This is a genomic window from Candidatus Nitrotoga sp. AM1P, assembly GCF_013168275.1.
Taxonomy (GTDB): domain Bacteria; phylum Pseudomonadota; class Gammaproteobacteria; order Burkholderiales; family Gallionellaceae; genus Nitrotoga.
Genome location: NZ_AP019547.1, coordinates 1,219,136 through 1,244,535 on the forward strand (window position 1 = coordinate 1,219,136; position 25,400 = coordinate 1,244,535).

Sequence of the window (25,400 nt, forward strand, 5' to 3'; positions counted from 1 at the left end):
ACCTCCAGCGTCGTAGTCGAGAACGGAAGCACTGGGATTGCTGGCAGACATATATAGTCTCCTGTTGAAACATGGAATGGTCCCGAATACAGATCACGCAGAAAAAGTCACGTGCAAGTATGGAAAAATGGGTTAGGTCAGGAGAATGATGATGATCCATAACTGCTTAAAGTATATCATCTTGTTTGCTATAGCTGAATACGCGATAACACACATGAATTACCCCTCTAATCGGGCAGCTCCCCATAGAAAATTTCTGTATTATTTGATTAATTCTAAAATAAAATCAGCTGGTCCTCGTCCTCTCCGTGTTCGATTTTGAATTCGCCTCAGATAACTTCACATCTGAAGCAGATCAACTTCTCTGACTCGTTGAAATTGATTACCCGTCTGCAAAGCAGCTGCCATCCCTAGCCCTGTTGCAATTGTTATACAGGCCGCATTATCGCCTTGACTCTGGCAATCAACGATTTAATGGTTTTCTTGACCATTTGATAGGCTGGCCATTGATCCAGGTAAGTGTGAATAAGGTTGAGATACAACATTACTTTATTATATAACCCAGCAAACCAACGAACTTGCATGAGTGCCGGTCGAGTCAAGTTAAAAATACGGGAAAACAGTGCCACACCAAGCAGTTTGGCCACCACAAAAATTGCGGCACCAAAAAACCAATGCCCAGATGCAATAGCATGTAATCCGATGAATTTGGCCGAAATTAATATTAAGCTGGGTAGCAAAAAAACAAACATAGCCCAGCGGGGTGGCAGTGCCACGATATGACGTTCTATCGCATGGATCAAGGATAGCGTTCCAAGCCGAGCCATCAGCCGTTCTGTTTGATCCCAGATAAACTCTTCAATCAAAAAGAACATGGCAGCCAGCCAAGTGAGTGGAACGAGGATGAAGCGTTTCATTTTGGAGGAATTTTTATAGGGGCGATTTGTTGCCTATAGTAGCCTAGCCAAACTACAACGGTTAAGATTCGTAGCTTAGTCACCCAGACAATAATCGTCTCGCTCGTTACCTAGTATTCAATAATAATCATATCCTTAAAATATTCCGAAGTTGCGTTCTCAGTATCCATGAGCCTGAACCATCCGATTCATCTATCCGACAATAGAAAATCGCCATGCTAAAAGCTATCGAAAATGGTGCGAAGCCGCGCTCTAGAGCGGGCGCTTCGTGTTGATGGCAGCGAATGGGGCGAGCGATGCCGACTTGATTGAGACTAAATAACTAACCAGCGTAAAATCATAAAGCTCGGACTAGTACTTTAAATTCCATGCAAATTTCAGAATGCATCGAAAGTAAATCTTTCAGTTCAGCCCGTTAATCCGCAAATGATGTGTTTTTATTGTGTTGCCGGCATTAATACTTGTAGCGTTACTACTGAATCAGCAAACGAAAGAATATCAAGAATGTAATGGGCAGTTCGGACATTTTGATTCTTCAATTTTTTTGCTAAAGCAGCATTCCAGCGACTGCGCCAGATAGCTTGTGGATCGACGGCAAGCTATAAAGGGTATGCCTTGGACTTGCGCCACGTTACGAAAATGGCGCATCACGTTATGGCCCAAAAAATCCGTGAATAATATTAAAAGCTCTGTATTCCTTGGCAATCCATGTTGTTTGCGCTGATGTGATACATGCCGTCCAGTGATATGACGGGTAATGTTTATGTTCCAATCAGAAAGTAATTCAGGAATATTTCCCAAGCGATCCGCACCTATTAAAATTGCATTCATCACAATCACCTAAATAATTAACGGGTTACATTAACGGACTGCATTTGCTGCTTCTTAACCAAGGCGAAATGTCATGGTCAATATGAAAACTAAATTCAATCTCTACGAAACAAGCAGTCCGTGAAAGCGTAATATACACTTAAATATAACGATAATTCAAGCCGTTTCCGCAATAATACTGAGCGACTGAATTATTGACTTATAATATTATTTATAATCAATAAATTATGTACAAACACCGGACGTCTGCCCGTTCGATTGAAAATCGACTAATGGATTTATTTGGGATAAACCTTATTTATTTTTGCAGTCGCATAACGTGTCGTTATCTTGCTGTTGCAGGATGGTCTGGAACGGCAATTCGTTCTTTTTGGTAGCATTCAAAATTTCATAATGAACGCATATAGCACTACAGAAAAAACACAAAATGAAACTTATTCCTCCTCATTAAATTGGGTAAATTACAAGGTAAACTAACCTGTTACCATGGTGTATGCAGTCAATACAGCTAGTTCCCGGTATACTTTCAAATTACAAAATGGAGTGGACATTAAGATATGGAGCCAAAAGAAAGTTCGATTGAATTACATGGTTCAGTATGGATGACGGTGGGAGGTGAAAATTTTGGTGGCCCAGGCCGCATTGGCTTGCTCTCTAAAATCGCCGAATGCGGCTCCATTTCCCAAGCAGCCAAGTCCATCAAGATGAGTTACAAGGCCGCTTGGGATGCCATAGACAACATGAACAATTTGTCAGGCGAACCATTGGTGGAACGGGTAACGGGGGGCAAGGGCGGCGGCGGTACCCGATTGACTCGGCGCGGCGAACAATTAGTAGAAAGCTTTAGAATCATTGAACGGGAACATCGTGAATTTGTTGATCGACTCAGTCGGCAGGCTGAGGGAGTTGCGAGCGATTTTTTATTGATTAAACGAATGAACATGAAAACCAGTGCCCGCAACCAGTTTCTAGGCAAGGTCACAGCAATCAAACGCGGAGTTGCCAACGACGAAATCGAACTGAAAATAGTCGGAGGAGAAAAAATTGTCGCTATCATTACTCATGAAAGCACAGAGGCACTTGGGCTGTGTCTCGATTCAGAAATATTCGCACTCATCAAATCATCATCGGTAATTGTCGTAATAGATGATAAAAACACTAATTTTTCCGCCCGCAATCGTTTATACGGCACCATTTCTCGCGTGAACTCTGGGGCAGTCAATACAGAAGTAATCATTGATTTGGCTGGCGGAGGCTCATTTGCTGCCATCATCACAAACGAAAGCGCTATTTCGCTCAGACTCGTTGTTGGGGCGCAAGCCATGGGAATTTTCAAAGCATCCAGTGTGATTTTGGGTATCACCGCATAAGCTGGTGTAAGTGGTGCGCTTGATTGAACTTGTGAAGCTGCGAAATATACTTTGCCAACAATCACATGACGATGTTGGAGAGTGACCCAAGACGCATATTTACCACGGCATTGACAATCCCGCGTGTAACGCTTTTATGGTTATATTGACTCCAATATAAAGCTATACCATAATCATCCAGCCAGGAAGTTTATATTACAGGCACATCGGGGCATCACTGAAAAACCTCTCGATTGCTATCCTGGATAGTTAACCAAGCTGTTGCCGGGGTGGCTCGCGGATCCGCCGAGAAGCGCCACAGTGAATAAATACAACGAAAGGAAATCCATGACCAACATTACAGCGGGGCTCGAAGAGCTCCTGATGCAGCGCTCGCTGACCGATGCACAGCTTCAAAAGGCAGCGTCGGCAGCAGCAAATTTCCGGATATTGCCGGATGCGACGGTGATCAAGATCGGTGGGCAGAGCGTCATCGACCGCGGCCGCGCAGCCGTCTACCCGCTCGTGGACGAGATTGTCGCGGCCCGCAAGGCTCACAAGCTGCTGATCGGTACCGGCGCCGGTACCCGGGCCCGGCACCTTTACTCGATCGCGGCGGGGCTTGGCCTGCCGGCGGGCGTGCTCGCGCAGTTTGGCGCCTCGGTGGCCGATCAGAACGCCGCCATGTTAGGACAACTCCTCGCAAAGCACGGTATCTGCACGGTCAGTGGTGCCGGATTATCGGCAGTGCCGCTCTTCCTGGCCGAGGTGCACGCCGTCATTTTTAGCGGCATGCCGCCCTACAGTCTCTGGATGCGCCCGCCCGCCGAGGGCGTCATCCCGCCCTATCGTACCGACGCCGGTTGTTTCCTGCTCGCCGAGCAGTTCGGCTGCAAGGCAATGATCTTCGTGAAAGACGAGGATGGCCTCTATACCGCCAATCCGAAAACCTCGAAAAAGCCCACCTTCATCCCGAAGATTTCGGTTGACGAGATGAAAGCGAAGGGACTACATGACTCAATCATCGAGTTCCCGGTGCTCGACCTCCTCCAGGCGGCAACCCACGTCCGCCAGGTGCAGGTTGTAAACGGCCTCGTCCCCGGCAACCTGACCCGCGCACTTGCCGGCGAGCACGTCGGCACCATCATCACCGCAAATTGAGGACCACCACCATGACTAATACCACCAATACCATCAAGCATGTCGCCTCGCCGCTCGCACGCCAGACCCTCCAGGATAGCGATCTGACCCGTCCCGTCGCGGGCATACGCCCGATCCGGATCCTTCCCTGGCTGCAGGTCGTCAAGATCGGCGGGCGCTCCATCATGGACCGCGGTGCCGAAGCGATCCTGCCGATCGTGGACGAGTTGCGCAAGCTCCTGCCTGAGCACCGCCTGCTCATCCTGACCGGCGCCGGCATTCGCGCCCGCCACCTCTACGGCGTCGGCCTCGACCTCGGCCTGCCGGTCGGCTCTCTTGCTCCGCTCGCCGCCAGCGAGGCCGGTCAAAACGGTCACATCCTCGCCTCGCTGCTCGCACCGGAGGGCGTCTCTTACGTCGAGCACCCGACCATTGCCAGCCAGCTCGCGATTCACCTTGCTGCGGCCCGTGCGGTCGTGGGCAGCGCGTTTCCGCCGTACCACCATCACGAGTTCCCGAACTCGCGCATCCCGACCCACCGGGCCGACACGGGTGCCTTCCTGCTCGCCGACGCGCTCGGAGCGGCCGGCCTGACGATTGTCGAGGATGTGGATGGGATATACACCGCCGATCCCAATGGTTCCGACAGCAAGCAGGCGCAGTTTCTCCGCGAAACGAGCATTGCGGACCTCACAAAACTCAAGGGGACGTTACCGTTCGACCGTGCCCTCCTCGAGGTCATGGCGACTGCGCGCCATATCGAGCGCGTGCAGGTCGTGAACGGACTCGTCCCGGGCCGGCTCACCGCCGCGCTGCGCGGCGAGCACGTCGGAACGATCATCCACACCGGCGCACGTCCGGTTTAAGCGCACACTTCTGGGCGGCCCCCTGCCCCTAGGCGGGCCGCCGGTGTTACAACTCCGTCGGCAAGCGGTGCCGTCACGAAATAGCACATGCGAAGTACCGAGCATGACCCTCAAGCGGCGCAAGTAATTAACAACTTAATGAATATGAAAACCAGTGCCCATAACCAATTTCAAGGCAAGGTAACGAATATCAAGAAAGGTTCTGTCAACGACGAGATTGAGCTGGAAGTGGCTGGCGGGAAGAAAATCGTCGCTATAGTCACTCATCAGAGTGTAGATGGGCTTGGATTACAAGTTGGGACAAAGGCATTCGCACTCATCAACTCTTCATCAGTCATTATTGCGACTGACGATAAGGGAGCAAAGTTTTCTGCCCGTAATCATCTGAAGGGCACAATTTCACAAGTGAAATCGGGTGCAGTTAATTCTGAAGTAATAATCGGATTTGAAGGTGGCGCTTCTGTTGCGGCTATTATCACTAACGAAAGTTGCAAGTTACTCGGGCTCGCTACTGGTATGCCCGCTACCGCAATTTTCAAAGCATCCAGCGTGATCATAGGGACTCAAGCGTAACTTTCAAGTTATTCCTAACAAAATATGTCGTTCAATCAGGGCAGATTCAAAAATCAAACGCCGCCTGCTTTTGCAATCGAACAGGCGGTTGTTTCGTTTATGCTGATAAATTGATCATTTTGTTGACACACTAAATATACGACAATCCTGCTCTAGGCATGGCATCTTGCAGGCACAACGCTTGAGCCTTGAAATTTTAATGCGCTTTAATTCTCGTCTCTGCAAAAACTACTAATAACACGATCCAATTTCTATTTTTGCTATCGACCCGGTCTAAATAGTTTCAAGCGGCATGTTTGACACGTGAATCCAAGGAGAAAAAGCGCCTTGGTATCCATTCTTACTATGCAATTTTGGCGGGATTATGTTTTTTTTGCCATGCGTTATTTAGTGTGATACATTTCGCTAATGCCATACCAAAATAAAATTGGAAATTTTAGGGCATCACTGTCACTTTGCTTAAACAGTGGCGGATGGATTTCCCCGCGAAGACTCGAATTACTCGCCGCTATTGGTCGAACAAATTCAATTAGCAATGGCGCAAAAGCGGTCGGCATGACTTACAGAGGGGCTTGGGTAGCAGTTGAAGAAATGAACAGCCTGGCTGGAGTACCTCTAGTCAAGTCATGGCAAGGGGGACACAGGGGTGGCGGGGCAGAACTAACTGAGGTAGGGCAACAACTAGTAGTTGAATTGAGTCGTCTTAGTGCATTACAAACACAGTTATTTCAGTCAGTTGCAGTATTTAATGAATTCGATTAATAACAACGCTGAATAATTTTCATAAACTGCCAAGGTAATTTAAATGAGAACGAGTGCACGTAATACGTTGAAAGGAATTGTTGAAACAGTTATCGATGGAATTGTTAATTCAGAGGTTACACTTAGATTAGAAAGTGGTACTGCTGTATATGCTATTGTAACAATTGAAAGTGCACGGTTACTCGGTCTTGTGCCAGGAAAAGTTGCCTATGCGTTAATCAAATCATCGTGGGTGATATTGGCACTGGCGGACGAAAAGATCACAACCTCGGCACGTAATCGACTGTGCGGAGTGGTCAGCAGAATCGAAAAGGGTGCGGTAAATACTGAAGTGGCAATTGATCTTGGCAATGACAATAGTCTGGTTTCAATCATCACCAATGAATCGCAAAATTTCCTCAAATTCTCGATTGGTAGTCCAGCTTGTGCATTAATCAAAGCTTCTCATATTCTTCTTGCCGTTGATGAATAACTGTAAAAGATAAGTAGTATTACCGCAACTTTTGCGGTTTTTTTTAATTATCGTTGTATATATTTTTATATTTCGAGTTTAGATAGTTTACTCAGGGGAGATCATGATCAAAACTTTTTATTGCCCATTAGGCAAAAAAATTAATAAGGCTAGCAATTTCAACAAGATTACAAAATTAATAGAATTTCGAGATTTAAATATTTTCAAAATTAAAATGTCTGAATCGAGTATAAGAACTGGCATTCTGGCGAGTAGTTTGTTAGTGGCATCCCCCTATTCCGCGGCGCTGGAAAATATGCAGTTAAAACCACAAAAAGAGGAATCAAACCAGGAAATATCGGCAATAGAACAACCGCTGGTCATTGCCCAAGCGGATACCGCCTTGCCAGTACAAAAAACGACTAAAACTGAAACATCAGAAGTTAAAGCCCCCGCTAAGGCTCCGGCTCAGACGCCTAGTTATTATGTTCAATTTCGTAGTTCTGGCTTAGCCATACAAACTGAACCCCCTCGCTATGTCAAGCAAGCCAATAAAACATGGCTTAAAGATATTGACGGTTGGCAAGATGTTAATTGGTTGGACATTGGTGTGGAAGCTCGACTTCGTTATGAATCTCGTGAAAATGACTATCGCCGAAAAACAGATACAGTGGATGAACCCATTTCATTACGAACACGCCTTTATGCTGCTGTAAAAAACAAATTTGACCCATTACGCGCTACCTTTGAATTCCAGGATTCTAGACGTTTTAACCAGGGATACCCGTATACCAATTTGGAGGTCAATAAAACAGAATTTATTCAAGGTTATGGAGAACTGTTCTTTAAAGATGCGCTGGGGGTAGATGATCGGGGCAACGACAGGCCGCTCAGCCTGCGAGCGGGGCGTATGGCTTTTGAGTTAACAGATAAACGCTTGGTTGCACGAAATGAATATCGTAATACCACGAATAATTTCCAAGGTTACCGTGCAGTTCTAGGCCAGAAAAATAGCGACTGGCAAGGAACTGTCTTTGCCTTTAATCCAATAGTTCGTTTTATGGAGCAAGCGGACAAAGCCAATGAAGCTCAGTGGTTCTACGGGGCTATGTTTGATGTGCGCAAATGGTCAAACGTGGTCACATTCCAACCTTATTACTACTTACTACAACAAAATGGCAGTAAGGTAAAATATGCTTCGACGGGCGCACTTGCCACCGCAGCCGACAAAACAAATCGTGAAATTAACACTGGGGGCTTGCGGGCCTATGGGATAGTAGCCAATACCGGCATCGACTGGGACTTGAACTATGTCAAGCAATGGGGTACCGATAACAAACAGGATCACGATGCCTATGGTTATAACATGGAATCAGGCTATACCTTCAAGCATGCATGGAAACCCCGTGTCATGGCTAATTTAAGCTATGCCAGCGGCGATAAAAATCCAAATGACAATAAAAGTCAACGTTTTGAGCGTTTATTCGGCTTTGCCAGACCGTGGTCCCACACTGATTATATCCAGATGGAAAATATCCGCGCCACTAAGATTCGCGGAGAACTCAACCCTACCGCTACCTTAAAACTTGATTTTGGCTATAGCTGGTACAAACTGGCCAGTGCTACAGACCGCTGGGCTGGGGGAAACAACTTACGCGACGCAACGGGAAAAAGCGGCAAGGATATAGGTGATGAATTTGACATGCGTGCACAATTTCCAGTCAATAAACACTTATCGATGGTTGTAGGCTATTCCTACTTCATGGCGGGAGATTTTGCCAAAGCAACATCCCAGAAAGTAATGCCTGGACGAGGGGAAAACTCACACCTAGTGTGGATAGACGCTACTGTAGTTGCATTTTAATTCCAACCAATGAAAAGGAGCTTTACCATGATTAAAATTTTTCACACCTTTGCTATCGCAGTAGCATTCGCATTGGGATCCAGCATCGCCATGGCGGAAAACATCACGATTGTCGTCGCTTCCAGTATGAAATTCGCTATGACCGATATCGTGAATAAATTTAATGCCGAACACCGCAATGATGAGGTAAAGACTATCTATGGCGCATCAGGAAAGTTCACCTCACAAATTCAGAATGGTGCGCCTTTTGATATGCTTTTTGCGGCGGACACTAATTTTCCGCAGATACTGAAGAATGAGGGGCTAACAAGCACTGATCCAGTAGTTTATGCGATTGGCCGACTGGTAATTTGGTCTTCAACGACGGATGCCACTAAGCTGGCCCTGCAAAAACTGTCTGAATCGACCATTCGTAAACTGGCCATCGCCAACCCCGAAATTGCACCCTACGGTATGCGTGCCAAAGAAGCGATGAAATCAGCCGGAGTGTGGGAAAAAATCAAGGACAAGCTCGTCTTTGGTGAAAATGTTGAACATACCGCACAGATGGTAAGTACCGGGGCAGCCGATGCCGGGCTTATTCCCCTTTCGCTGGCGCTTAATCCTACAATGGTTAAACAAGGTGGCTATAGCTTGATTGATGACGGTCTTCATGAACCATTGGCCCAAGCCTTCGTAATCACTAAACGAGCGAAGGACAGTGTACTGGCACGGCAATTTGCGGCTTATTTCCAGACGCCCGAATCGCGCAAAATCGTGGAAAGCTATGGTTTTGTGGTGCCTAAAAAATAACAGATTGGAAAATGGATGTTGGAGTATTGATATTGGAATACTTAAGACAAAGCTTGAGTTTGAGTGCAGAGGATTGGACGGCAATCTGGCTTACGCTCCGGCTTTGTCTATACACCACCTTAATTTTAATGGTGATTGCCACACCGATTGCGTGGTGGTTGGCTAGCGGGCGTTCTACCTATCGAACCGCCGTGCAGGCTGTGGTTGCCTTGCCGCTGGTATTACCACCCACCGTGCTTGGATTTTATCTCTTGATCACGCTTGGCCCGCGCGGCTTCATCGGCGGAGCGTTAGAGGATATGGGGCTCCATCATCTTGCCTTTACTTTTGAGGGCATATTGATCGGCTCAATATTGTATTCCATGCCATTTGCCGTACAACCCTTGCAGCAAGCCTTCACTAATCTGGGGCGACGCCCGATCGAGGTGGCGGCTTCGCTGGGGGCTGGTCTAATAGATCGTTTCATTAGCGTCATTTTACCGATGACCAAAGGGGGCTTTATCGTCGCCATGACGCTCACTTTCGCTCACACCATGGGCGAGTTCGGGGTCATCCTGATGGTGGGCGGCAATATTCCGGGCGTGACCCACGTCTTATCAACCACAATCTATGGCTATACTGAGGGCATGCAGTATGCCGCTGCGGGAAGACTGAGTCTGATGCTATTGATCTTCGCATTTATCGTGCTGTTTGTGGTGTACCGGTTTAATCGAGGTTTTGAGATGGTAAAACCATGACCTTGTCGGTACGTGCCCGAATTACCCATTCAAATTTTATTTTTGATGTCGACGTTGATTGGCCAGCGGAAGGTGTCACCGTTCTGTTTGGACGTTCCGGCTCGGGTAAGACGACATTGCTGCGACTGATTGCCGGTCTGGAGCGTCCGAACGACGCGCGCGTCAGCTTTCGTCATGAAGTTTGGCTGAATGGACGCCACTGGGTTCCATTGCATCGGCGACGGATCGCCATGGTTTTTCAAGAGGCCAGTTTATTACCCCATCTGTCTGTACGCGAAAATCTCCTCTACGGTTACAAACGCACACCAATTGCGGAGCGTAAACTCCATCTGGATGAAGTGGTTCGTATGTTGGGCATCGAAAATATTATTGAGCGTAATATTAATAAACTTTCCGGTGGAGAGCGTCAGCGTGTTGCGTTGGGGCGTGCGCTGTTGACCAGTCCGCGCCTGCTCTTGATGGATGAGCCCCTTTCGGCGCTCGACACGCAAACCAAGCGTGAGATTCTCCCCTATCTCGAGCGCCTGGTTGAAGAAGCGGATGTACCGATTGTCTATGTTACCCATGCGCCCGCCGAAGTAGAGCGTCTTGCAAACCGGGTGGTGTTTCTACGGGATGGACGCATTGATCGCGTTGAAACGCTTAAACACACCTTATCTCGGTCGGATTCCCCGCTGTTTCACGATGATGGTGTGGTGTCAGTTATCAAGGGCCAGCTGGGGCAGAAAGAGCATGGGTTAACGTCTTTTTATGTTGGCCAGGATTGTTTTTGGTTGAGCACCCCTATTTATTCAGACAGCGTTGGCAAGTCACAACGTTTGCGTATTCTTGCGAAGGATGTTGGGATCGCGCTCACGAAACCGGAGAACACCAGTCTGTTGAATGTATTGCCCGTGACCGTGCAGCGTATAGACCCCGCTCGTGAGGGGCACGTGCTGCTGGGTTTACGGTTAAGTGAAGGGCAAAATCTGTTCGCTGAAATCACTGCATGGTCACGTGATCGACTCGACTTACGCAAGGGACTTATCGTGTATGCCATGATCAAGACGGTTGCGTTGGCAGAGTAAATGTATTCCGGGTATGTTGAAAATAGCGAAATAAATGGAATTAGGGCTCAATTTTATCTTTTAGAGAAGGGTTTAATTTCGTTAATGTGAGCCTAATGAAGGTTTACTGGCTTTCTTTCTGTTCAGCGTCGGTATTATCTCCTGGGCAAAGAGAAGCAGCGAGCGATGCAGGGCCACTGGTGGCAGATAACCAAAAAAGGCGGGTAGCAAGTTGAAGTGACGAATGCCTATGCTGTCGCGCAACTCGATTATTTTTTGACGGCAAGTGTCTGGAGAACCGGCCACAACCATATGCTTGATAAACAAATCTGGTTCGAGATTAGCCATGTCAATCACGCCTTTTGCCCGTTGGGACTGCCCCACCATGCGCAGTTTGGCCAGCAATTGCGGCAGTACCGGCAACAAATCACGTCGAGCGGCTTCATCTGATTCGGCGACATAAGTGAAACGTCCAAAAGGTACCATTGACGGATCGCCCCCGGCTTCAACGAAGCAAAGCAAATTATCGCGCGCATGGGCCGCCGACTGGATGCCGTGAATGATTAAACAATGTCCGTTAATGGCAGTCCAGCGTACCATTTCCTCGCTGTAGCTACCGATGTACAGTGGTAAATGTGGCTGTTGTACAGGTTTCGGCTGCACGTCGAGCGGCGCTCCGGCCACCATTATTGGGTGCTTTCCCCAACAATCCAGGACTTGTTGCAGTACAGAAGGAAAATCCTTGGATGCTTTCACCCTGTCTACCCCAAATGCCTCAAGATACCGTTCGTTACCTCCACGAGAGACGCCGAAATCAACCCGGCCGCGTGACAAACAATCCAGGCTGGCCAGTTCTTCAGCTAGCCTGATCGGGTGGTGCAACGGTAACAGCAATACCGAAAAACCTAAGCGGATGGTACGAGTGCGCGCTGCCATCGCCGCCGCTGCCACCAGCGGCGATAATACATAACGACCGCCGTGGCGCTTTTGCCGCGACTGAAAATGCTCTTCATTCAGCCAGAGGGAATGGAAACCTTGACGCTCGGCACGCCGAGCCAAAGCTGGCCACAATGCCGGGGCACTTGATTCAAATCCAGCGCCTGAACCGGAAAGTCCAAAGACCATGTCTTGTTTGCTAACGAGTTCGGGACTTTGCGAGTTAGTAATAGATTTTTTTTTCATAAATGATCTCCTTTTAGATAAGCAAGATAAGAGAGCTGTAGATTTCAGATGCGGGGTACGCAGGCAACCGGCTTACCGTGAATTGCTACCACGTCAATTGCAGTGCAGTACAAGTCTGACAACATTTCGGAACGAAGGACTTCGGCTGCTTGACCCGCTATAGCAATACGTCCATTTGCGATGGTGACAACACGCGTACCGAGAAGTAATGCATGTTCAGGCTGGTGGGTAGTGAAAAGTATCGCCATGCCGTCTGCGGCAAGATCACGGATAGTACATAGGACGCGTGCTTGATTGCCAAGGTCAAGGCTTGCAGTCGGTTCATCCATCAGGAGAATGCGTGGCTCCTGTGCTAACGCGCGAGCGATCAGGGCCAGTTGGCGCTCACCCCCACTAACTTGGTTAAAGGGTCGTTGTGCGAGGTGATCAATTCCAATGCGGGCCAATGCCGAGTATGCAATATGTCGGTCATATTGCCCGGGCAGGCCCAGTGGTGTCAGGTGCGGCGTGCGCCCCATCAGAACCATGTCTAAAAGTGTCAACGAACTATCGACACTGGCTTGCGGCACATAAGCCATTATGCGTGCCAATTGACGTGCAGAGCTGAATACATAGCCATCAATGCACACCTTACCGCGTTCGGCGCGCAGGGCTCCGATCAGACAGCGCAACAAAGTTGTTTTGCCGGTGCCGTTAGGGCCGAGCAGACAAAGCATTTCTCCTGGCGTCAATGTAAGATTGATGCCATCCAGCACGGGCGGCAGATCCGCGGCACGGCGATACACCAAGTTTTCTACTGTTAAAACCATTGACGTTTTATCCACATGAGAACAGTAACAAGTACGGATAACCCCAACACTACAGGGATAAATCCCAGCGGTATTTCAGTAGAGAAAACATTACGAAAGAGATAATCAATCAGCAGTAGATAACCGTTAGCCAATATGGCTGATAGCAGTACTCTAGTGTGCATTGATCCATCTAGAAAACCGGCAAGGTGTGGCACGAGCAAGCCGGCCAAGCTGACCGCACCAACAATGCTGATTGCTATTGCTACAGTCAGGCTCGCGACCAGCAGCACCAGTGCTGACTTCTGTGGCGGAAACATTTTCGACATATTGTGTGGCGATTTGAACGGCTCCGAAAGATTTGTCATGGATTGTGGAGCGATCAGACGGGCCTGAATAATTTGGCCCAGCGTCTGACGTGCTTGCGACGACATTTGCAGAACAAAAGTAATGACGACAGCGGCCATCAGGAAGACACCGAGTAACTGTACAGCTAATTGCGGCCAGCCGATTGGTAACATGCGTGGCAAACCACTAGTACTGTGTAATGCCTCTGTTGGTAACATTACACTGCCTTCGTCAAACGCAAGGCAGCGCGCTTTATAGTTTTGCCAAAGAAGTGATCTCCGGAACTGACCTCGGCCAAGATTTCCAGTACCTCGTCCGGCGCCAGTATGCGGGTGCCTCCAACAACAGTAATGCCACGCCGTGCATAGGGCTCGAAGATCAGCGTCGCCGTCGGGCCGATCACTCCCGCCTCGGCTCGCAGCCGCAACCGCTTCAGCAGGCCGGTCAGCGTGCTATCGATTGGAGTGCTGGCGGTAGTGACGAATACATCGACACGAGATATCACCTCGGGCGCACGTTCGGTTAACACACCGAATGGCAGTTTCTCTGATACCAGCGTAGTCATATCGAGTTCGAGAACGTTAAAAGGGTAGCCGCTACTGATCAACTTACGCATGTACAGCGGAAAGGCACCGACTAGCGCGACTCGCTGGCGGGGTGCCAGCAACAGCGCGTCGAAAGCATCGCCCTGGTGTAGATTGACCCGGGAAGACGTGCCGTCGGGCGACCAGGGCGATTCTGCCAAGACGTTCAGCATGGGCTGGGTTGAACTCGGACAAAACACCGTCTCAGGTACGCTTTTTATCGGTATCGCGCGCAAATCGCCGACGGGGTTATCAAAATCGGTGTCCGTAAAAAATATACCGAGTGTTGGACGTTCCAAATGTAATGAGCCAGCCTCGACCCCGAGACGGTCGAGCATGGCTGCGCGCAGTTCAGCAATGAGAGAGCAGGTCTTGGTTCTCGTTTCCATCATGCGCCCCTCACTCGCTCGCTGGACAATGGGCAAAATGTAGTTTGGTATTGCCGTACTCGCCAGCCAGGTCATCGCGTTCGGCATTGATCAGCCCGGCCTCATCCAGACATTTGCAGAACTGTTCGACGTGGCATAGCTGGTGGCTGTTGGTCAGCATTCCCTTGTCCAGATCGCGCATGCCACCCGGGGCGGTTTCGCAAGCTTCGAGGCAGAACCAGTGAGCGCAACACAGTTCACCTCCCGGTAACAGGCGAGAGGCGATAGCGGCCAGCGAATTGGCAGTGAATTTGCGCACCGAATAAAGGTTGTGAAAAAGAACCGCGTAATCGAATAACTCTGCGGTCGGTGGATCGAGCGGTGTGCCCGCTACGACGCGGCAGCGTCCAGCTAGTCCGCTTGTAGCGATAATTTCTTCGGTATGCGCCAAAGCGTCCGGCATGACGACTACAGTAACGCGCACATTCGTAAATTGTTGGCAGAGCGCAGCGGCGAGCAAGCCGTTGTCTCCATCGAAGCAAAGCAGGTTACGCACGAGAGAGAGATCACGGCTTGTTGCCAGGTAGGCAACAAGCCGGCGTGCCTCTCCTAAAAATGGATGTAACGTCAAGGGCAAGGCCTTCGCACGTGTCTTTGGTGTCCATCCTTCCGACATGAATCCCGTAAGGTCAGACCAGCCGCAGGATGAATCGTACAGATTATCGATCACTTTCGCCTGGCACCATGGACTCGTCGCGCACAAGACATCGCTCATTTCTTGCGCCAAGGCATAAGCGCCGTTCTGCCTTACTATCAAGCCGGCGTCTTCAAGTGCCTGCAGGAAACCGCCGAGATGGTTGCCACGCAGCCTCAGCGAGGCAGCGATTGCTGATTTTTCTGCTGGTCCGTAGCGCTCCAGCCAGTCGAACAGGCCACTCTTATAGCCTGCGCGCAGCACCTGGAAGGCCTTGAATCCATCACCGATGCGGCGAATGGCAGCAACCGACGGTGGCGGTTCGAGGGTGTTGAGATCAACCTTGCCACTTGTCAGATTGATATCCATATCCATCTTCCTATTCGCATTCATCTTCATGTTTTATCTCCTAACGTTAATGATGTGAATCAAATCATTTTGCTATTTGCAGGGTGCGTGGTCCGCCCGAAAGAATCTCAGTGGCCTGGGATTGCGTGATGGTGATTCCAAAAAGTTCGTGGTAAAAACGCCGCGTTTCAGCTACCAGATCGACGTCTGCAAACAGCTTCGAATGAAACTGCTTGGCTGCCCACAAGACAGTGAGCGGTTGCTCAGCCGTACGGTTTCCCCATGTATGCGCGCCGCAGGGCGCCACCAGAATTCTCCCGGCACGTACTGCTTTAAGGCCAGAAAAGCGTGGCTCACGTCGAACCACCTCGGCCTCTTCGTACCCGGAAACAATCATGATGTCCGGATCCCAGGCAAGCAGTTGTTCCATGGTGAAGCTGCGTGATTCGACGCTACGATTATCGTTGGTGACACTTTCGCCGCCAGCAGAACGAATCCACCATTCAGCAACCAGATGGGGTTGAGTCAATGTAGCTGGGCTAAAAAAAAGAACACTCGGTCTTGCGGAAGCGCCATGACGTAACCTTTGGGAAACTTGGGTAAGGATGGCATCGAAATATTTGGCATAGCGCTCGGCAGCTTCCGGTTTGTGATAGAGCTGACCGAGTAGACGCACCGCTGTTTTTATATCTTCCGGCTGACGCCAGTTGAGATAGAGTGCCGGCAGTCCTGTGCGGCGTAGTGCCTCGGTACTTACCCGATCCATGCTCAGTACCGCGTCGGGCGCCGCTCGCAGTATGGATTCAATGTTGGCCGTACGGTCATGGTTTTGAAGTGAGTCCAGCAACGCGGTATGGGGAGCGAACACCGTCTGATACCCCCAGCGCGGTTTTTTTGCGAATTCCGGCAGGCCATTTACGATACTCCGGCCTTCGCCAATAGCAAAAACCAAGCTGTTCAATACTGGCACCGCACCGATAGTGGCAATGCGCTCGACACGCTCCGGAACTGTTATAGGATTGCCCGCCATGTCGTGCAGCACACGCATTGGCGCGGCCTGCACCAATGGCAGGTATAGAACAAAGATCAAGAACATGATTCGGTTGAGCACGAGGTTTCCTTGTTTCAATGTAATGAGACGCAGGCCACCTGAAGGCCCCGACGCGAGGTGGATAACCAGATCTTTGACACTCAGAACCATTGGCGCCTCGTTTTTACCAGTACAACGACGAATACAGGCGCGCCAAGTATGGCAGTGACTATGCCAAGAGGCAGTTCTGCCGAAAATGCGCTTCGGCACAGATCGTCTACCAGCAGCAGATAACCGGCACCGAGCAGAATTGAGGTGGGCAACAGAACGATATAAGCAGGGCCAACAATGAGGCGGGCGAGATGAGGCACGAGCAGCCCGATCCAACCAACGACGCCAGAAATACTCACCGCCGCTGCCGTCATCAAGGTCGCCGCCGCAATCAGCGCGACACGCAAAGTGCTTACTGGCACGCCGAGGGTGCGCGCTTCGTCGTCACCAGCTTCCAGTACCTGTGTCGGCCAGCGCAGCAAAAACAGCACGGCCATGCCAACAAGCGCAAAAGGGGCTGCCCAAGCGAGATCACCCATACTGACGCGACTCAATCCACCCAGCAACCAGAAAACAATGGCCGGCAAGATGTCGGTGGGATCAGCAGCAAATTTTAGTGCCGAAGTCAGTGCCTGGAACAGTGCCGAGACAACCAGCCCGGCTAGCACCAGCACCAGCGCTGAACCCTGTCCTAAGCGACTGGCGATAAACATCGCCGCGCCGACCGCGATAATGCCACCGGCGAAGGCTGAACCCTGCATCGCCAGTGCTCCGCCGTGTAGCAGCATGACAAGCGCGGCGCCAAAGCCGGCTCCGGCAGATACACCAAGGATGGCTGGCGAAGCGAGAGGGTTGCGGAACAGCGTCTGGTAAGCAACCCCCGCTGCTGCGAGGCTGGCGCCTACCAGCATTGCTGCCAATACGCGTGGCAAGCGCACCGCCAGTACCACATTATGGACAGCCGGCGGCTGCACGGACGGCTCACCCGACAGTGCCGACCAGAGCACGTCGAGCACTGCAGCAGACGAAAGCGAAAAATGGCCGAGCCCCATGGAGACAATAGCGGTAACCATGACCGCAAACGATAGCAACGCCAAGGTAGCGCTGTGAGCACGCCTGGGCGCCGCCGTCACGGCAATGGAGGGATTATTATCCATCATTCTGGCACTCGTCCCGCTCACGCTTCGCACACTAGAATTTTGCGCTTACCGTCATCGCCACCGTTCTTGGTGCACCAGCGTAATAGGTGGGATTGGCGTTGAGGTCGAGATCGGTAGCGGATATTTGACCGATATAATTTTTATCGAACAGATTGAGCACCGACATGCTTACGTCAAGATTCTGCACGAGGGAAATATTACGCCAATGGTAAACCAGATGCAGGTCGGCGAGAAAATAGTCGTCGACCTTCTGTGTATTAAGTGTATCGCCATAGCGCTTACCGACATAGCGCATAATTGGCGCGGCATTCCAGTTCCCATAACGCCAGTCAAGGCCGAGCTTGGCGAGTATTTGTGGCGCATTGGGTACCTGTTTGCCATCGGTAGGTGTAACTGCGCCAGCCTTAGACTGGATATCTCCGTCGAAAGAAAACCTGTTATACGAAAGGGCAAATATGCTGGTTAGACTACTCGTATGGCGGTAACTGCCCTCCAGTTCGACGCCGATGGCGATGGCACGCGCCACGCTCTGGAAGTTGCTGACTTTAACCAATTGGTCGTAAATGCTCACTTCCTTATCATGTGATAGGGAATAATAGAAGTTGGGCGCCAGCGACAAGCGTTCACCTTGATAGCGAAGACCGATGTCGATATTGTCTGAAATTTCTGGCTTCAGGTTGTTAAATACCTGTTGCAAGCTAATTCTTTGAGCAACGTAGGCGGCGCGGTTGGAATTATAGTTGGAAGCTGCCGGCCCCCAATCGGCACGCCCAATACGTCGGCTGTAAGCGGATGTCAGTGCGAGGTCTGATCGCAGTTCATGGCGTAGTGATAGATTGGGTAACCACTCGCGAGTGGTCTTGGCGGCTACTTGTTGCCAAGGATCGAGAGACGGATTGTAGGTCCAAATCTGGTCGTAGGATACATCGGGTAGGCCAGCGGTGTTGTAATAAGAGAACGTGGGCTGCTTTTGTTGGGCCAAGCGGATACCGCCTGAAATGGTCGTTGCGCTGGAGCGATGGGTAACCTGCAAGAATGGATTATTAAACATGTGGGCACTTTGCTTCGAGAGTACTGCCCATTTTGAAAATACTAGCCCGCCATTTGCTTGCGGGGTGTAATCTTTCTGGTAAACAGGCGGCGGCGGCGATTCCATATTCATCCACCAATAGCCTGCGGAAACATCCAGCATCGGCGAAATTTTCAGATCATACTGCGCGATGAAACCCTTCTGCTGATGCTCAACATCCCAACGGCGAACGAGCGCAGTAGTGGGATTCGGGTTAAACAGGAAATACCCTTTGTTGTCACCCCAATATGGGCGAACGCTGACAAGACCATTATCGCCGACCGGCATCGAAATTTTGGCGAGAACGGCGGTATCGTCAAAATCACTCCGGTTGTAATCGTACCAAAGCTGGAGGTTACCCGGCGTGAGCGTCTTGTTGAAGTCGAAGTTACGCCAATTCGACTTGACTTGAGCTTGGGTATAATTCATCGGCCGGTAGTCGTTGCCATCAATGTGGTTGTTTACAGCGAACAATTCAATTCGGGCACCATTGCTAAAGGTCTGGGCAACGCCAGCGGTAAAATTGACGCGGTTTCCGGGAGGCTCACCCGCTCCCTTCCACTTATCGGCTGTCATGTGAGACACGGAAGCGAAAAACGATGTGCCAGAATCGCCCAATCGTCCACTATCGAAGCGCGCGAAAGTTCTGTTGAAATTGTAGGATCCGAAGCCTTGGCGAACATAGGCACCTGCTTTTTCGTCGGGCCGGAGAAGACTCATGTTCATCGCACCAGTCGTGTTGGATACTCCGAGGCCCGCATAAGCGGGCATGGCACTGCGGTATAATTCAAAGCCAGCTACATTTTCCAGATCGAAAAGTTCATTATTTCCAACAAGACCGGTAAATGGCACACCTTCAACAGTACGTGCCAAGTGGAAATCGCCCTTGCCACGCACATTGATATTACGCCCGCCTCTGAGATTAAGTCCGTAACCATCAGACGATTCCGTATTGACCGAAGCCATCAGGTCTGTTAAGCGATATGGGTTGGACTGCACTTGTCCACCCAGAATAGCGATACCTTCGCGTGAAACTTTACTGACCGTCCAAGGTTGCAAGCTGGGCTGTGACAGCGCTGAGACTTTAGGGGCAGTTACAAAAACCTCGCTTAAAACAGGCGCATCTTTGTTGTCAGTGGTGGCGGCATCCAGTGTTACTTTATCGTCGGCAAAGGTTGGTGTGGCTGCAAACAAAACAGCGAGTGCGGCCAGTAATGGTTTACATTTAAGTGATTCATGCATTTAAAACTTTCCTATGCTTTAGATAAATAATGGCACCAAGCTTGATGGCAGATCGGGCGGCTCAACGATTAGCTGGAGATTGCTGACAGGGTGCACAAAGAAATTCTCAACAAGCGACAGAGCAAGCCTGGTCAATAAACTTATTACGCAGGGCCATCACCTATGTCGATGACCCCGGTACCTCCACGCGCCTCTTCGTCGGAGCGATTATTCGACAATCCTGCGTACCTCGATCTCTTTTAGCCACTTGACATGGCGCGGACCGGTGCGGATATCTTTGGTAGAAATCAGTGCGATACGCCCTTCTTCTTTCGCTAAGGGTTGCCCGTCTTTTTCGAAGAACACCATGACTCCTTCTCCGACCGGAGAATTGAATATTTCATTCAATGAAAATACGACCTTATAGTCATCACTGGCGATAGCGATGATGGCCATTTTTTTGACATCATTGTGATGGTGTGAAACGACTACTGCCTTTTCTAGAAGGTCACGGAGCAGAACGCCTTTCATTTTTACAGGCTTGCCTCCAAACTGACCGGCAACCTGAGTTTCGCTGATTTGATGAGCGGGAAACTGCTTCAAATCGTCTACGTTCAGGGTGAGCTTGTGTTCGACGACGCCAAAAACAGAAATGCTCGTTGTTTCGAACTTGGATGGGTCGGTTACGATACCGGCAGCAAAGGTGCTTCCGGCCAAAAGGACAGCGGCGAGGCAGAAACTGCTACGAATGAAGTGCATCATGGATTTTTCCTTTTAATTAAAATTGATAGCTGGCTTTGGCAAACCACATACGCCCAGGATTTGGAAACCCGTTTGCGAGCGAGTAATTCTTGTCTGACAGGTTGTTGACGCCCACTTCGGCAAAGAGGCTTTTGGTGGGACGGTAGACCCCTTTCAGATTCATGGTGGTGAATCCCGCGAGTTCCACCGTGTTTGATACCCATCTACTGCTGTTGTGTTCGACGAAGCCAACGAGGTCGATATAGCCATTCAGATGGGCAATTGCATTGGCAGTCAGCTTCTGCCGCGGCACATCAATGACTTTATTCGTCGGATCACTGATATTTTTAAGATCGGTATAAGTGTAGTTGCCACCTAATTCCATCCAGGAAAGAACTGAGCTGCGCAATCCAAGCTCAATTCCCGATGCGTGTACCCTGCCAATATTCTGCATCTGACATTTGGCAGTAGATATGCAACTGGAAGCGACCGGTCCGACGAATTGCGATTGAATCTTGTCGCTGATATCGCTGTAATAAATGGCCGCCTCAGCTTTGGCACCTTGCCATGGTTGGCCTTGGTAACCAATCTCATAATTAATGGATTGTTCGGGTTGCAAACCCGGATTTTCAATAAAGGAGCCTAAGCGTTGGGAATAACGATCCTTGAGGGTAGGCAAACGCGTTTTTTGCGCTACCGTAGTGTAGAACCGAACCTTTTCCGACCAGTCGTAGAACAACCCGGCCTGCGCATTATTGGCTGATTTGGCACTGGGTAATGAATACGGATTGCCCAGGTTGAAGACCGTATCAGGCCGAAGTTGATGGTGAGCAAGGCCAAGGGAAAGATTCAGCGCGGGATTAATCCGGATATTGTCTTCTGCCGCATAGGACACCAGTGTGTCCTTGAAAATGGTGGTAGTACTTGCAAAGGCATCCAATTCCGTATGTTCATCGGTCTTGTAGTGTGTGACTAAGCGCACGGTATGTGCACGAAAGCGGACTGACTCCAGCTCAATCGAGCCGCCACTGGTACGGTCGTTGTATATACTGCGCCCGGTTGCGACACTTCCCGAGCCAGAAGTCTTCAATTTGGTGTAGGTGCCGTCGGTATAGCTGTCGACCTCATTATCAAATTTATCGTGATAAAGGCGAAATTTCAAAGCTTCGGAGCTTCCCAGTGTGGTTTTTGAAATGAAGTAGAGACTTTCCTTATTCCAGTAGGGCCACTTCCAGTAGCGAGCGGCAGCGGGGTCGGTAGACTCCGGCTGTCCCTTTTCACCATTCTGTTTGTAGTAACTGATCGTATATTCGTCACTGGCGTTTGGCGTCAGGCCGACCTTGAGGGAAAGTTTGTCATCCTTGCGGTAAGAGTTATTTCTTTTACCGCCGTTTTCGGTGGCTGTTGGCCTAAAATCGGACGACAGCGGAAAGTAATCGCTCTCCAAGTACGATACGCCAGCCTGCAGATACCATTTTCCTTGGTTGGTACCCACATTGACCTGCCCCAACCGCTCATTGCCAGACCCGAAACCAACCGAGGCATCGCCCTCAAATATGGCTTTTGGCTTACGGGAGATCAAATTAATAGCACCCCCGATGGCATTGGGGCCATACGCGACCGAACTGAATCCTTTAGCAAGCTGGATGGCGGCAAGATCAGCGGTAGTAAAGCGATTAAAGTCCACATAGCCGTCATACGGGACGTAAACCGGAATGCCGTCAATGAAAAGTGGAACTTGGCGCGAATCGAAACCTCGGACCGAGATCATTTTTTCATTGCGGGAGTTGTTCGACAATGTGACACCGGAAAGCAGATTCAGCGCGTCACCAACGTTGTCGCGGTTGAATTGCCGCATTGCTTTCTGCGTGACAACCGATGCAACCTGATCTTCACCGATTTCGCCGACATGCAAGGGGGTTGCAGAAACAGTGATGGTGCCCAGTTCAAATGGCGCTGCTTTGATGCTTGCTTGCTCCGCCCATCCCGGCGATGTGCCTCCAAGAGCCATAAGAACAACTGTAAGTAAGGGTTTTTTGAGGTTCCGATTAATCAGGGTCAATGCCCGTCTTTTTATTCCTGTCTTATGCATATTTTTCCCGAGTTAAATCTGAATAATTGATATGTAAAAAACACCACTTCCATATCGTTATATAATTTAAAATATAACGATATGGAAGTCAAGCACCACTTTGATTACCGTTTATGCTGAGACAAGGCGAGCTAACGTTGTATTAAAGTAAAAATTACGAGACGATAGGCATGACTAAATTAACGAAAACAAACGAAACGACTAAGTTTTTACACAAAGTAAAAATTGTCAAAAGACAAGTAGAGTTGACATGAAAACAAGTGTTCGCAAAACACTACGCCGAGAAACTGATCAAAACACGAAAGAGTTTTCGCCGGATGTTGAAGGGTAACGCTGCACACACCTAAACATACTATTCCCCATTAAAAATCAATATATTATTATTTATCTTAGCAAAACTGCCGTACACTTCTGCGAGCCTATGGTTCTATCCACACCAGTAACGGCAAATTACTACGACAAAGAAGCACATAGATTTCCAGACATTGCTTGACGATAGGATTGCAGAAGAAGCAAAAGAACGCGAGATTAATATTATTTTCGGATAATCTATCAACCCATAAAGGGAATGCCGACTAGCTCGCCGCTCACCCCAACGTGACACTTTACTTTATGCCCGCGTCAGTAAATTGGCTCAATCAGATTAAAATATGATTTTTAATTTTGCAGCGCGAAATACTTCGAGGAAATAGGTTTTAAGAGTATCGACAAGCTTGCGCAAGCCATTAAAGATTTCACGGCCGTATACTATATAAATACATCACCGTTCATTTGGCGCAAGCGTGAAGTTGATAGGACCCAGCTCCGCAATACTATCTTTAATTTATATAATTAATACTGGCTGTATGTCTGAAGGGGAATGCGCCATGCGATCAGCAAACTTATCAGTAATTTCAACCGACTTGCGTCAACGATTGAAAAGACTTTGGGCAGCGTGCCTGCTCCCGCTCTATAAACACACTATTCTGGTACTGAGTCTTATCTTTTGTAGCGGGACACTGCTCGCTTTGTGGTATCTATCTCACGCTACTACTACCCTGATGCAATCCGCCGCACTGCAGGGCATTACCATGCATGCAGAGTCTCTAATGGAATTGCGCAATTTGTATACATCTGAAGTTGTGGATCGCTTGGGTGACCACAACATTGAAGTGACCCACGATTACTTGGATAAACCAGGAGCGATCCCCTTACCTGCCACCTTCAGTATGGAACTTGGCAGAAGGATTAGCTTGCTCGGTTCTGGCATGGTGGTGCGTTTATATAGCAATTATCCCTTTCCCTGGCGCAAGGATGGCGGTGCGCGTGATGATTTTGAGCAGCAGGCTTTGGCTGCGTTGCAGGCGAATCCTCAACAGCCCTACTACCGTTTTGAAGATTTTCAGGGACGCGCATCGCTACGTTACGCGACGGCGGATGTCATGCACGCGGAATGTATAAGCTGCCACAATGCACGCCCAGACAGCCCTAAGCATGACTGGAAAGTAGGGGATGTGCGCGGTGTGCTAGAGATTGTTCGACCATTAGACCGTGTAGTGGCGCAAAGTCGAGCCGATCTGCGCGACGTCTTTATTCTCTTTGGCACACTGCTGGCGCTGGGGTTGGGGGGGCTTGCACTGGTAATCACGCGCTTGCGACGCGTGTCAGTTGATCTGGAAGATCAAGTGGTGCACCGCACCACCCAGCTGGCTGCGGCCAACCAAGAGTTGGAGGCATTCAGCTATTCGGTGTCGCATGATTTGCGCGCACCGCTACGCAGCATAGATGGCTTCAGCCGAGCCTTACTCGACGACTATAGTGCGCACCTGGACGAAACGGGTAAAGATTATTTGCAACGGGTACGCGCTGCTACCCAGCGCATGGGGCAGTTGATTGACGATATGCTTAAGCTATCGCGCGTCACACGTAGTGAAATGAATTTTGAGACGGTGAACTTAAGTATTTTGGCACAGACGGTGGCCGACGAATTGCAACAGGCACAGCCCGAACGTCACGTGGAATTCGTCTGTACGCCAGGAATGACCGTCCGAGGCGACGCTCACTTACTGAAAGTAGCGTTAGAGAATCTATTGGGCAATGCGTGGAAATTTACTTCTAAACGCGAACAAGCACATATCGAAATCGGTGTCACTCACCAAGTCGAAGCATCTGTGTACTTCGTTCGTGATAATGGAGCAGGATTTGACATGGCATACGTCAGCAAACTTTTTTCTGCGTTTCAGCGGCTGCACGCCATGACCGAATTTCCCGGTACCGGGATCGGATTAGCTACGGTGCAGCGCATCATTCATCGCCACGGTGGTCGAGTATGGGCGGAAGGAGAACCCGGTAAAGGTTCAACATTTTATTTCACTTTGCCATAAGTTAAGCGTATGTTCCACTCACCATGAGCTTTA

General features: G+C 49.6%; 23 protein-coding genes. 11 read left to right on the top strand and 12 right to left on the bottom strand.

Features of this window, described 5'->3' with window-relative positions:
* Positions 1–428 precede the first annotated feature (428 nt).
* Together W01_RS05420 and W01_RS05425 are read right to left on the bottom strand one after the other, a co-directional pair.
* A complete protein-coding gene (locus tag W01_RS05420; protein ID WP_173052765.1) occupies positions 429–917 on the bottom strand; it encodes a hypothetical protein in 489 nt (162 codons plus the stop codon).
* A 498-nt stretch (positions 918–1,415) separates the two neighbouring features.
* The gene (locus W01_RS05425; RefSeq protein ID WP_173052767.1) at positions 1,416–1,748 is read right to left on the bottom strand and encodes a DUF2325 domain-containing protein; all 333 of its coding nucleotides are present in this window, start codon (positions 1,746–1,748) and stop codon (positions 1,416–1,418) included.
* 557 nt (positions 1,749–2,305) lie between these two features.
* Here W01_RS05425 and W01_RS05430 point away from each other — a divergent pair.
* The 10 genes from W01_RS05430 (at position 2,306) to modC (ending at position 11,349) form a co-directional block, all read left to right on the top strand.
* Positions 2,306–3,118 carry a TOBE domain-containing protein gene (locus tag W01_RS05430; RefSeq protein WP_173052769.1) on the top strand — a complete coding sequence of 271 codons (813 nt, stop codon included), beginning with the start codon at positions 2,306–2,308 and terminating at the stop codon, positions 3,116–3,118.
* A gap of 327 nt (positions 3,119–3,445) precedes the next feature.
* The gene (locus W01_RS05435; protein ID WP_173052771.1) at positions 3,446–4,258 is read left to right on the top strand and encodes an amino acid kinase family protein; all 813 of its coding nucleotides are present in this window, start codon (positions 3,446–3,448) and stop codon (positions 4,256–4,258) included.
* A gap of 11 nt (positions 4,259–4,269) precedes the next feature.
* Entirely contained in the window at positions 4,270–5,103 is an 834-nt protein-coding gene (locus W01_RS05440) for an amino acid kinase family protein (protein WP_173052773.1), read from the top strand.
* An 87-nt stretch (positions 5,104–5,190) separates the two neighbouring features.
* Entirely contained in the window at positions 5,191–5,676 is a 486-nt protein-coding gene (locus W01_RS05445; RefSeq protein ID WP_173052775.1) for a TOBE domain-containing protein, read from the top strand.
* Positions 5,677–6,084: 408 nt separating this feature from the next.
* Complete coding sequence (locus W01_RS05450; protein WP_173052777.1) at positions 6,085–6,438, top strand: winged helix-turn-helix domain-containing protein; 354 nt, start codon at positions 6,085–6,087, stop codon at positions 6,436–6,438.
* Between the two features lie 43 nt (positions 6,439–6,481).
* Positions 6,482–6,910, top strand: a complete 429-nt coding sequence (locus W01_RS05455) for a TOBE domain-containing protein (protein ID WP_173052778.1) — start codon at positions 6,482–6,484, stop codon at positions 6,908–6,910.
* Positions 6,911–7,013: 103 nt separating this feature from the next.
* On the top strand, positions 7,014–8,753 hold the full coding sequence (locus W01_RS05460) for an alginate export family protein (protein WP_173052780.1): 1,740 nt from the start codon (positions 7,014–7,016) through the stop codon (positions 8,751–8,753).
* Between the two features lie 27 nt (positions 8,754–8,780).
* The gene (gene modA, locus W01_RS05465) at positions 8,781–9,545 is read left to right on the top strand and encodes a molybdate ABC transporter substrate-binding protein (RefSeq protein WP_173052782.1); all 765 of its coding nucleotides are present in this window, start codon (positions 8,781–8,783) and stop codon (positions 9,543–9,545) included.
* A 32-nt stretch (positions 9,546–9,577) separates the two neighbouring features.
* Positions 9,578–10,282 carry a molybdate ABC transporter permease subunit gene (gene modB, locus W01_RS05470; RefSeq protein WP_242006911.1) on the top strand — a complete coding sequence of 235 codons (705 nt, stop codon included), beginning with the start codon at positions 9,578–9,580 and terminating at the stop codon, positions 10,280–10,282.
* Positions 10,279–11,349, top strand: a complete 1,071-nt coding sequence (modC, locus tag W01_RS05475) for a molybdenum ABC transporter ATP-binding protein (protein ID WP_173052786.1) — start codon at positions 10,279–10,281, stop codon at positions 11,347–11,349. Before modB ends, modC begins: the two co-directional genes overlap by 4 nt.
* Before the next feature lie 81 nt (positions 11,350–11,430).
* Here the strand turns inward: modC and W01_RS05480 are convergent, their stop codons facing one another.
* From W01_RS05480 to W01_RS05525, 10 genes are all read right to left on the bottom strand, one after another.
* A complete protein-coding gene (locus W01_RS05480; protein WP_198421357.1) occupies positions 11,431–12,510 on the bottom strand; it encodes an LLM class flavin-dependent oxidoreductase in 1,080 nt (359 codons plus the stop codon).
* 44 nt (positions 12,511–12,554) lie between these two features.
* The gene (locus W01_RS05485; protein WP_173052788.1) at positions 12,555–13,319 is read right to left on the bottom strand and encodes an ABC transporter ATP-binding protein; all 765 of its coding nucleotides are present in this window, start codon (positions 13,317–13,319) and stop codon (positions 12,555–12,557) included.
* Positions 13,310–13,864 (bottom strand): iron chelate uptake ABC transporter family permease subunit, encoded by a 555-nt coding sequence (locus tag W01_RS05490; protein ID WP_173052790.1) that lies wholly within the window; start codon positions 13,862–13,864, stop codon positions 13,310–13,312. The genes W01_RS05485 and W01_RS05490 overlap by 10 nt, the downstream gene beginning before the upstream one ends.
* A complete protein-coding gene (locus W01_RS05495; RefSeq protein WP_198421358.1) occupies positions 13,864–14,622 on the bottom strand; it encodes a Rossmann-like domain-containing protein in 759 nt (252 codons plus the stop codon). Before W01_RS05495 ends, W01_RS05490 begins: the two co-directional genes overlap by 1 nt.
* 7 nt (positions 14,623–14,629) lie before the next feature.
* Positions 14,630–15,691, bottom strand: coding sequence for a hypothetical protein (locus W01_RS05500; protein ID WP_173052792.1), 1,062 nt, complete (start codon positions 15,689–15,691; stop codon positions 14,630–14,632).
* Positions 15,692–15,725: 34 nt separating this feature from the next.
* Entirely contained in the window at positions 15,726–16,841 is a 1,116-nt protein-coding gene (locus W01_RS05505) for an ABC transporter substrate-binding protein (RefSeq protein ID WP_173052794.1), read from the bottom strand.
* Positions 16,832–17,881, bottom strand: a complete 1,050-nt coding sequence (locus W01_RS05510) for a FecCD family ABC transporter permease (RefSeq protein ID WP_198421359.1) — start codon at positions 17,879–17,881, stop codon at positions 16,832–16,834. The genes W01_RS05505 and W01_RS05510 overlap by 10 nt, the downstream gene beginning before the upstream one ends.
* Before the next feature lie 31 nt (positions 17,882–17,912).
* Entirely contained in the window at positions 17,913–20,192 is a 2,280-nt protein-coding gene (locus tag W01_RS05515) for a TonB-dependent receptor (protein WP_173052796.1), read from the bottom strand.
* A gap of 207 nt (positions 20,193–20,399) precedes the next feature.
* The gene (locus W01_RS05520) at positions 20,400–20,933 is read right to left on the bottom strand and encodes a molybdopterin-dependent oxidoreductase (RefSeq protein WP_173052798.1); all 534 of its coding nucleotides are present in this window, start codon (positions 20,931–20,933) and stop codon (positions 20,400–20,402) included.
* Between the two features lie 16 nt (positions 20,934–20,949).
* Positions 20,950–22,923 (bottom strand): TonB-dependent receptor plug domain-containing protein, encoded by a 1,974-nt coding sequence (locus tag W01_RS05525; protein ID WP_173052800.1) that lies wholly within the window; start codon positions 22,921–22,923, stop codon positions 20,950–20,952.
* Between the two features lie 947 nt (positions 22,924–23,870).
* Between W01_RS05525 and W01_RS14140 the strand changes: the two genes are divergently transcribed.
* Positions 23,871–25,367, top strand: coding sequence for an ATP-binding protein (locus W01_RS14140; protein WP_242007046.1), 1,497 nt, complete (start codon positions 23,871–23,873; stop codon positions 25,365–25,367).
* Positions 25,368–25,400: the final 33 nt, after the last annotated feature.

Bases quoted from the DNA above. Each gene is read 5' to 3' on its own strand.
- W01_RS05425 (WP_173052767.1), bottom strand. From the start codon at position 1,748: ATGAATGCAATTTTAATAGGTGCGGATCGCTTGGGAAATATTCCTGAA.
- W01_RS05500 (WP_173052792.1), bottom strand. From the start codon at position 15,691: ATGAAGATGAATGCGAATAGGAAGATGGATATGGATATCAATCTGACA.
- W01_RS05495 (WP_198421358.1), bottom strand. From the start codon at position 14,622: ATGATGGAAACGAGAACCAAGACCTGCTCTCTCATTGCTGAACTGCGC.
- W01_RS05515 (WP_173052796.1), bottom strand. From the start codon at position 20,192: ATGCATGAATCACTTAAATGTAAACCATTACTGGCCGCACTCGCTGTT.
- W01_RS05435 (WP_173052771.1), top strand. From the start codon at position 3,446: ATGACCAACATTACAGCGGGGCTCGAAGAGCTCCTGATGCAGCGCTCG.
- W01_RS05420 (WP_173052765.1), bottom strand. From the start codon at position 917: ATGAAACGCTTCATCCTCGTTCCACTCACTTGGCTGGCTGCCATGTTC.
- W01_RS05485 (WP_173052788.1), bottom strand. From the start codon at position 13,319: ATGGTTTTAACAGTAGAAAACTTGGTGTATCGCCGTGCCGCGGATCTG.
- W01_RS05510 (WP_198421359.1), bottom strand. From the start codon at position 17,881: ATGATGGATAATAATCCCTCCATTGCCGTGACGGCGGCGCCCAGGCGT.
- W01_RS05505 (WP_173052794.1), bottom strand. From the start codon at position 16,841: ATGGTTCTGAGTGTCAAAGATCTGGTTATCCACCTCGCGTCGGGGCCT.
- W01_RS05440 (WP_173052773.1), top strand. From the start codon at position 4,270: ATGACTAATACCACCAATACCATCAAGCATGTCGCCTCGCCGCTCGCA.
- W01_RS14140 (WP_242007046.1), top strand. From the start codon at position 23,871: ATGCGATCAGCAAACTTATCAGTAATTTCAACCGACTTGCGTCAACGA.
- W01_RS05430 (WP_173052769.1), top strand. From the start codon at position 2,306: ATGGAGCCAAAAGAAAGTTCGATTGAATTACATGGTTCAGTATGGATG.
- W01_RS05460 (WP_173052780.1), top strand. From the start codon at position 7,014: ATGATCAAAACTTTTTATTGCCCATTAGGCAAAAAAATTAATAAGGCT.
- W01_RS05520 (WP_173052798.1), bottom strand. From the start codon at position 20,933: ATGATGCACTTCATTCGTAGCAGTTTCTGCCTCGCCGCTGTCCTTTTG.
- W01_RS05450 (WP_173052777.1), top strand. From the start codon at position 6,085: ATGCCATACCAAAATAAAATTGGAAATTTTAGGGCATCACTGTCACTT.
- W01_RS05445 (WP_173052775.1), top strand. From the start codon at position 5,191: ATGCGAAGTACCGAGCATGACCCTCAAGCGGCGCAAGTAATTAACAAC.
- W01_RS05455 (WP_173052778.1), top strand. From the start codon at position 6,482: ATGAGAACGAGTGCACGTAATACGTTGAAAGGAATTGTTGAAACAGTT.
- W01_RS05490 (WP_173052790.1), bottom strand. From the start codon at position 13,864: ATGTTACCAACAGAGGCATTACACAGTACTAGTGGTTTGCCACGCATG.
- modC (WP_173052786.1), top strand. From the start codon at position 10,279: ATGACCTTGTCGGTACGTGCCCGAATTACCCATTCAAATTTTATTTTT.
- W01_RS05525 (WP_173052800.1), bottom strand. From the start codon at position 22,923: ATGGCTCTTGGAGGCACATCGCCGGGATGGGCGGAGCAAGCAAGCATC.
- W01_RS05480 (WP_198421357.1), bottom strand. From the start codon at position 12,510: ATGAAAAAAAAATCTATTACTAACTCGCAAAGTCCCGAACTCGTTAGC.
- modA (WP_173052782.1), top strand. From the start codon at position 8,781: ATGATTAAAATTTTTCACACCTTTGCTATCGCAGTAGCATTCGCATTG.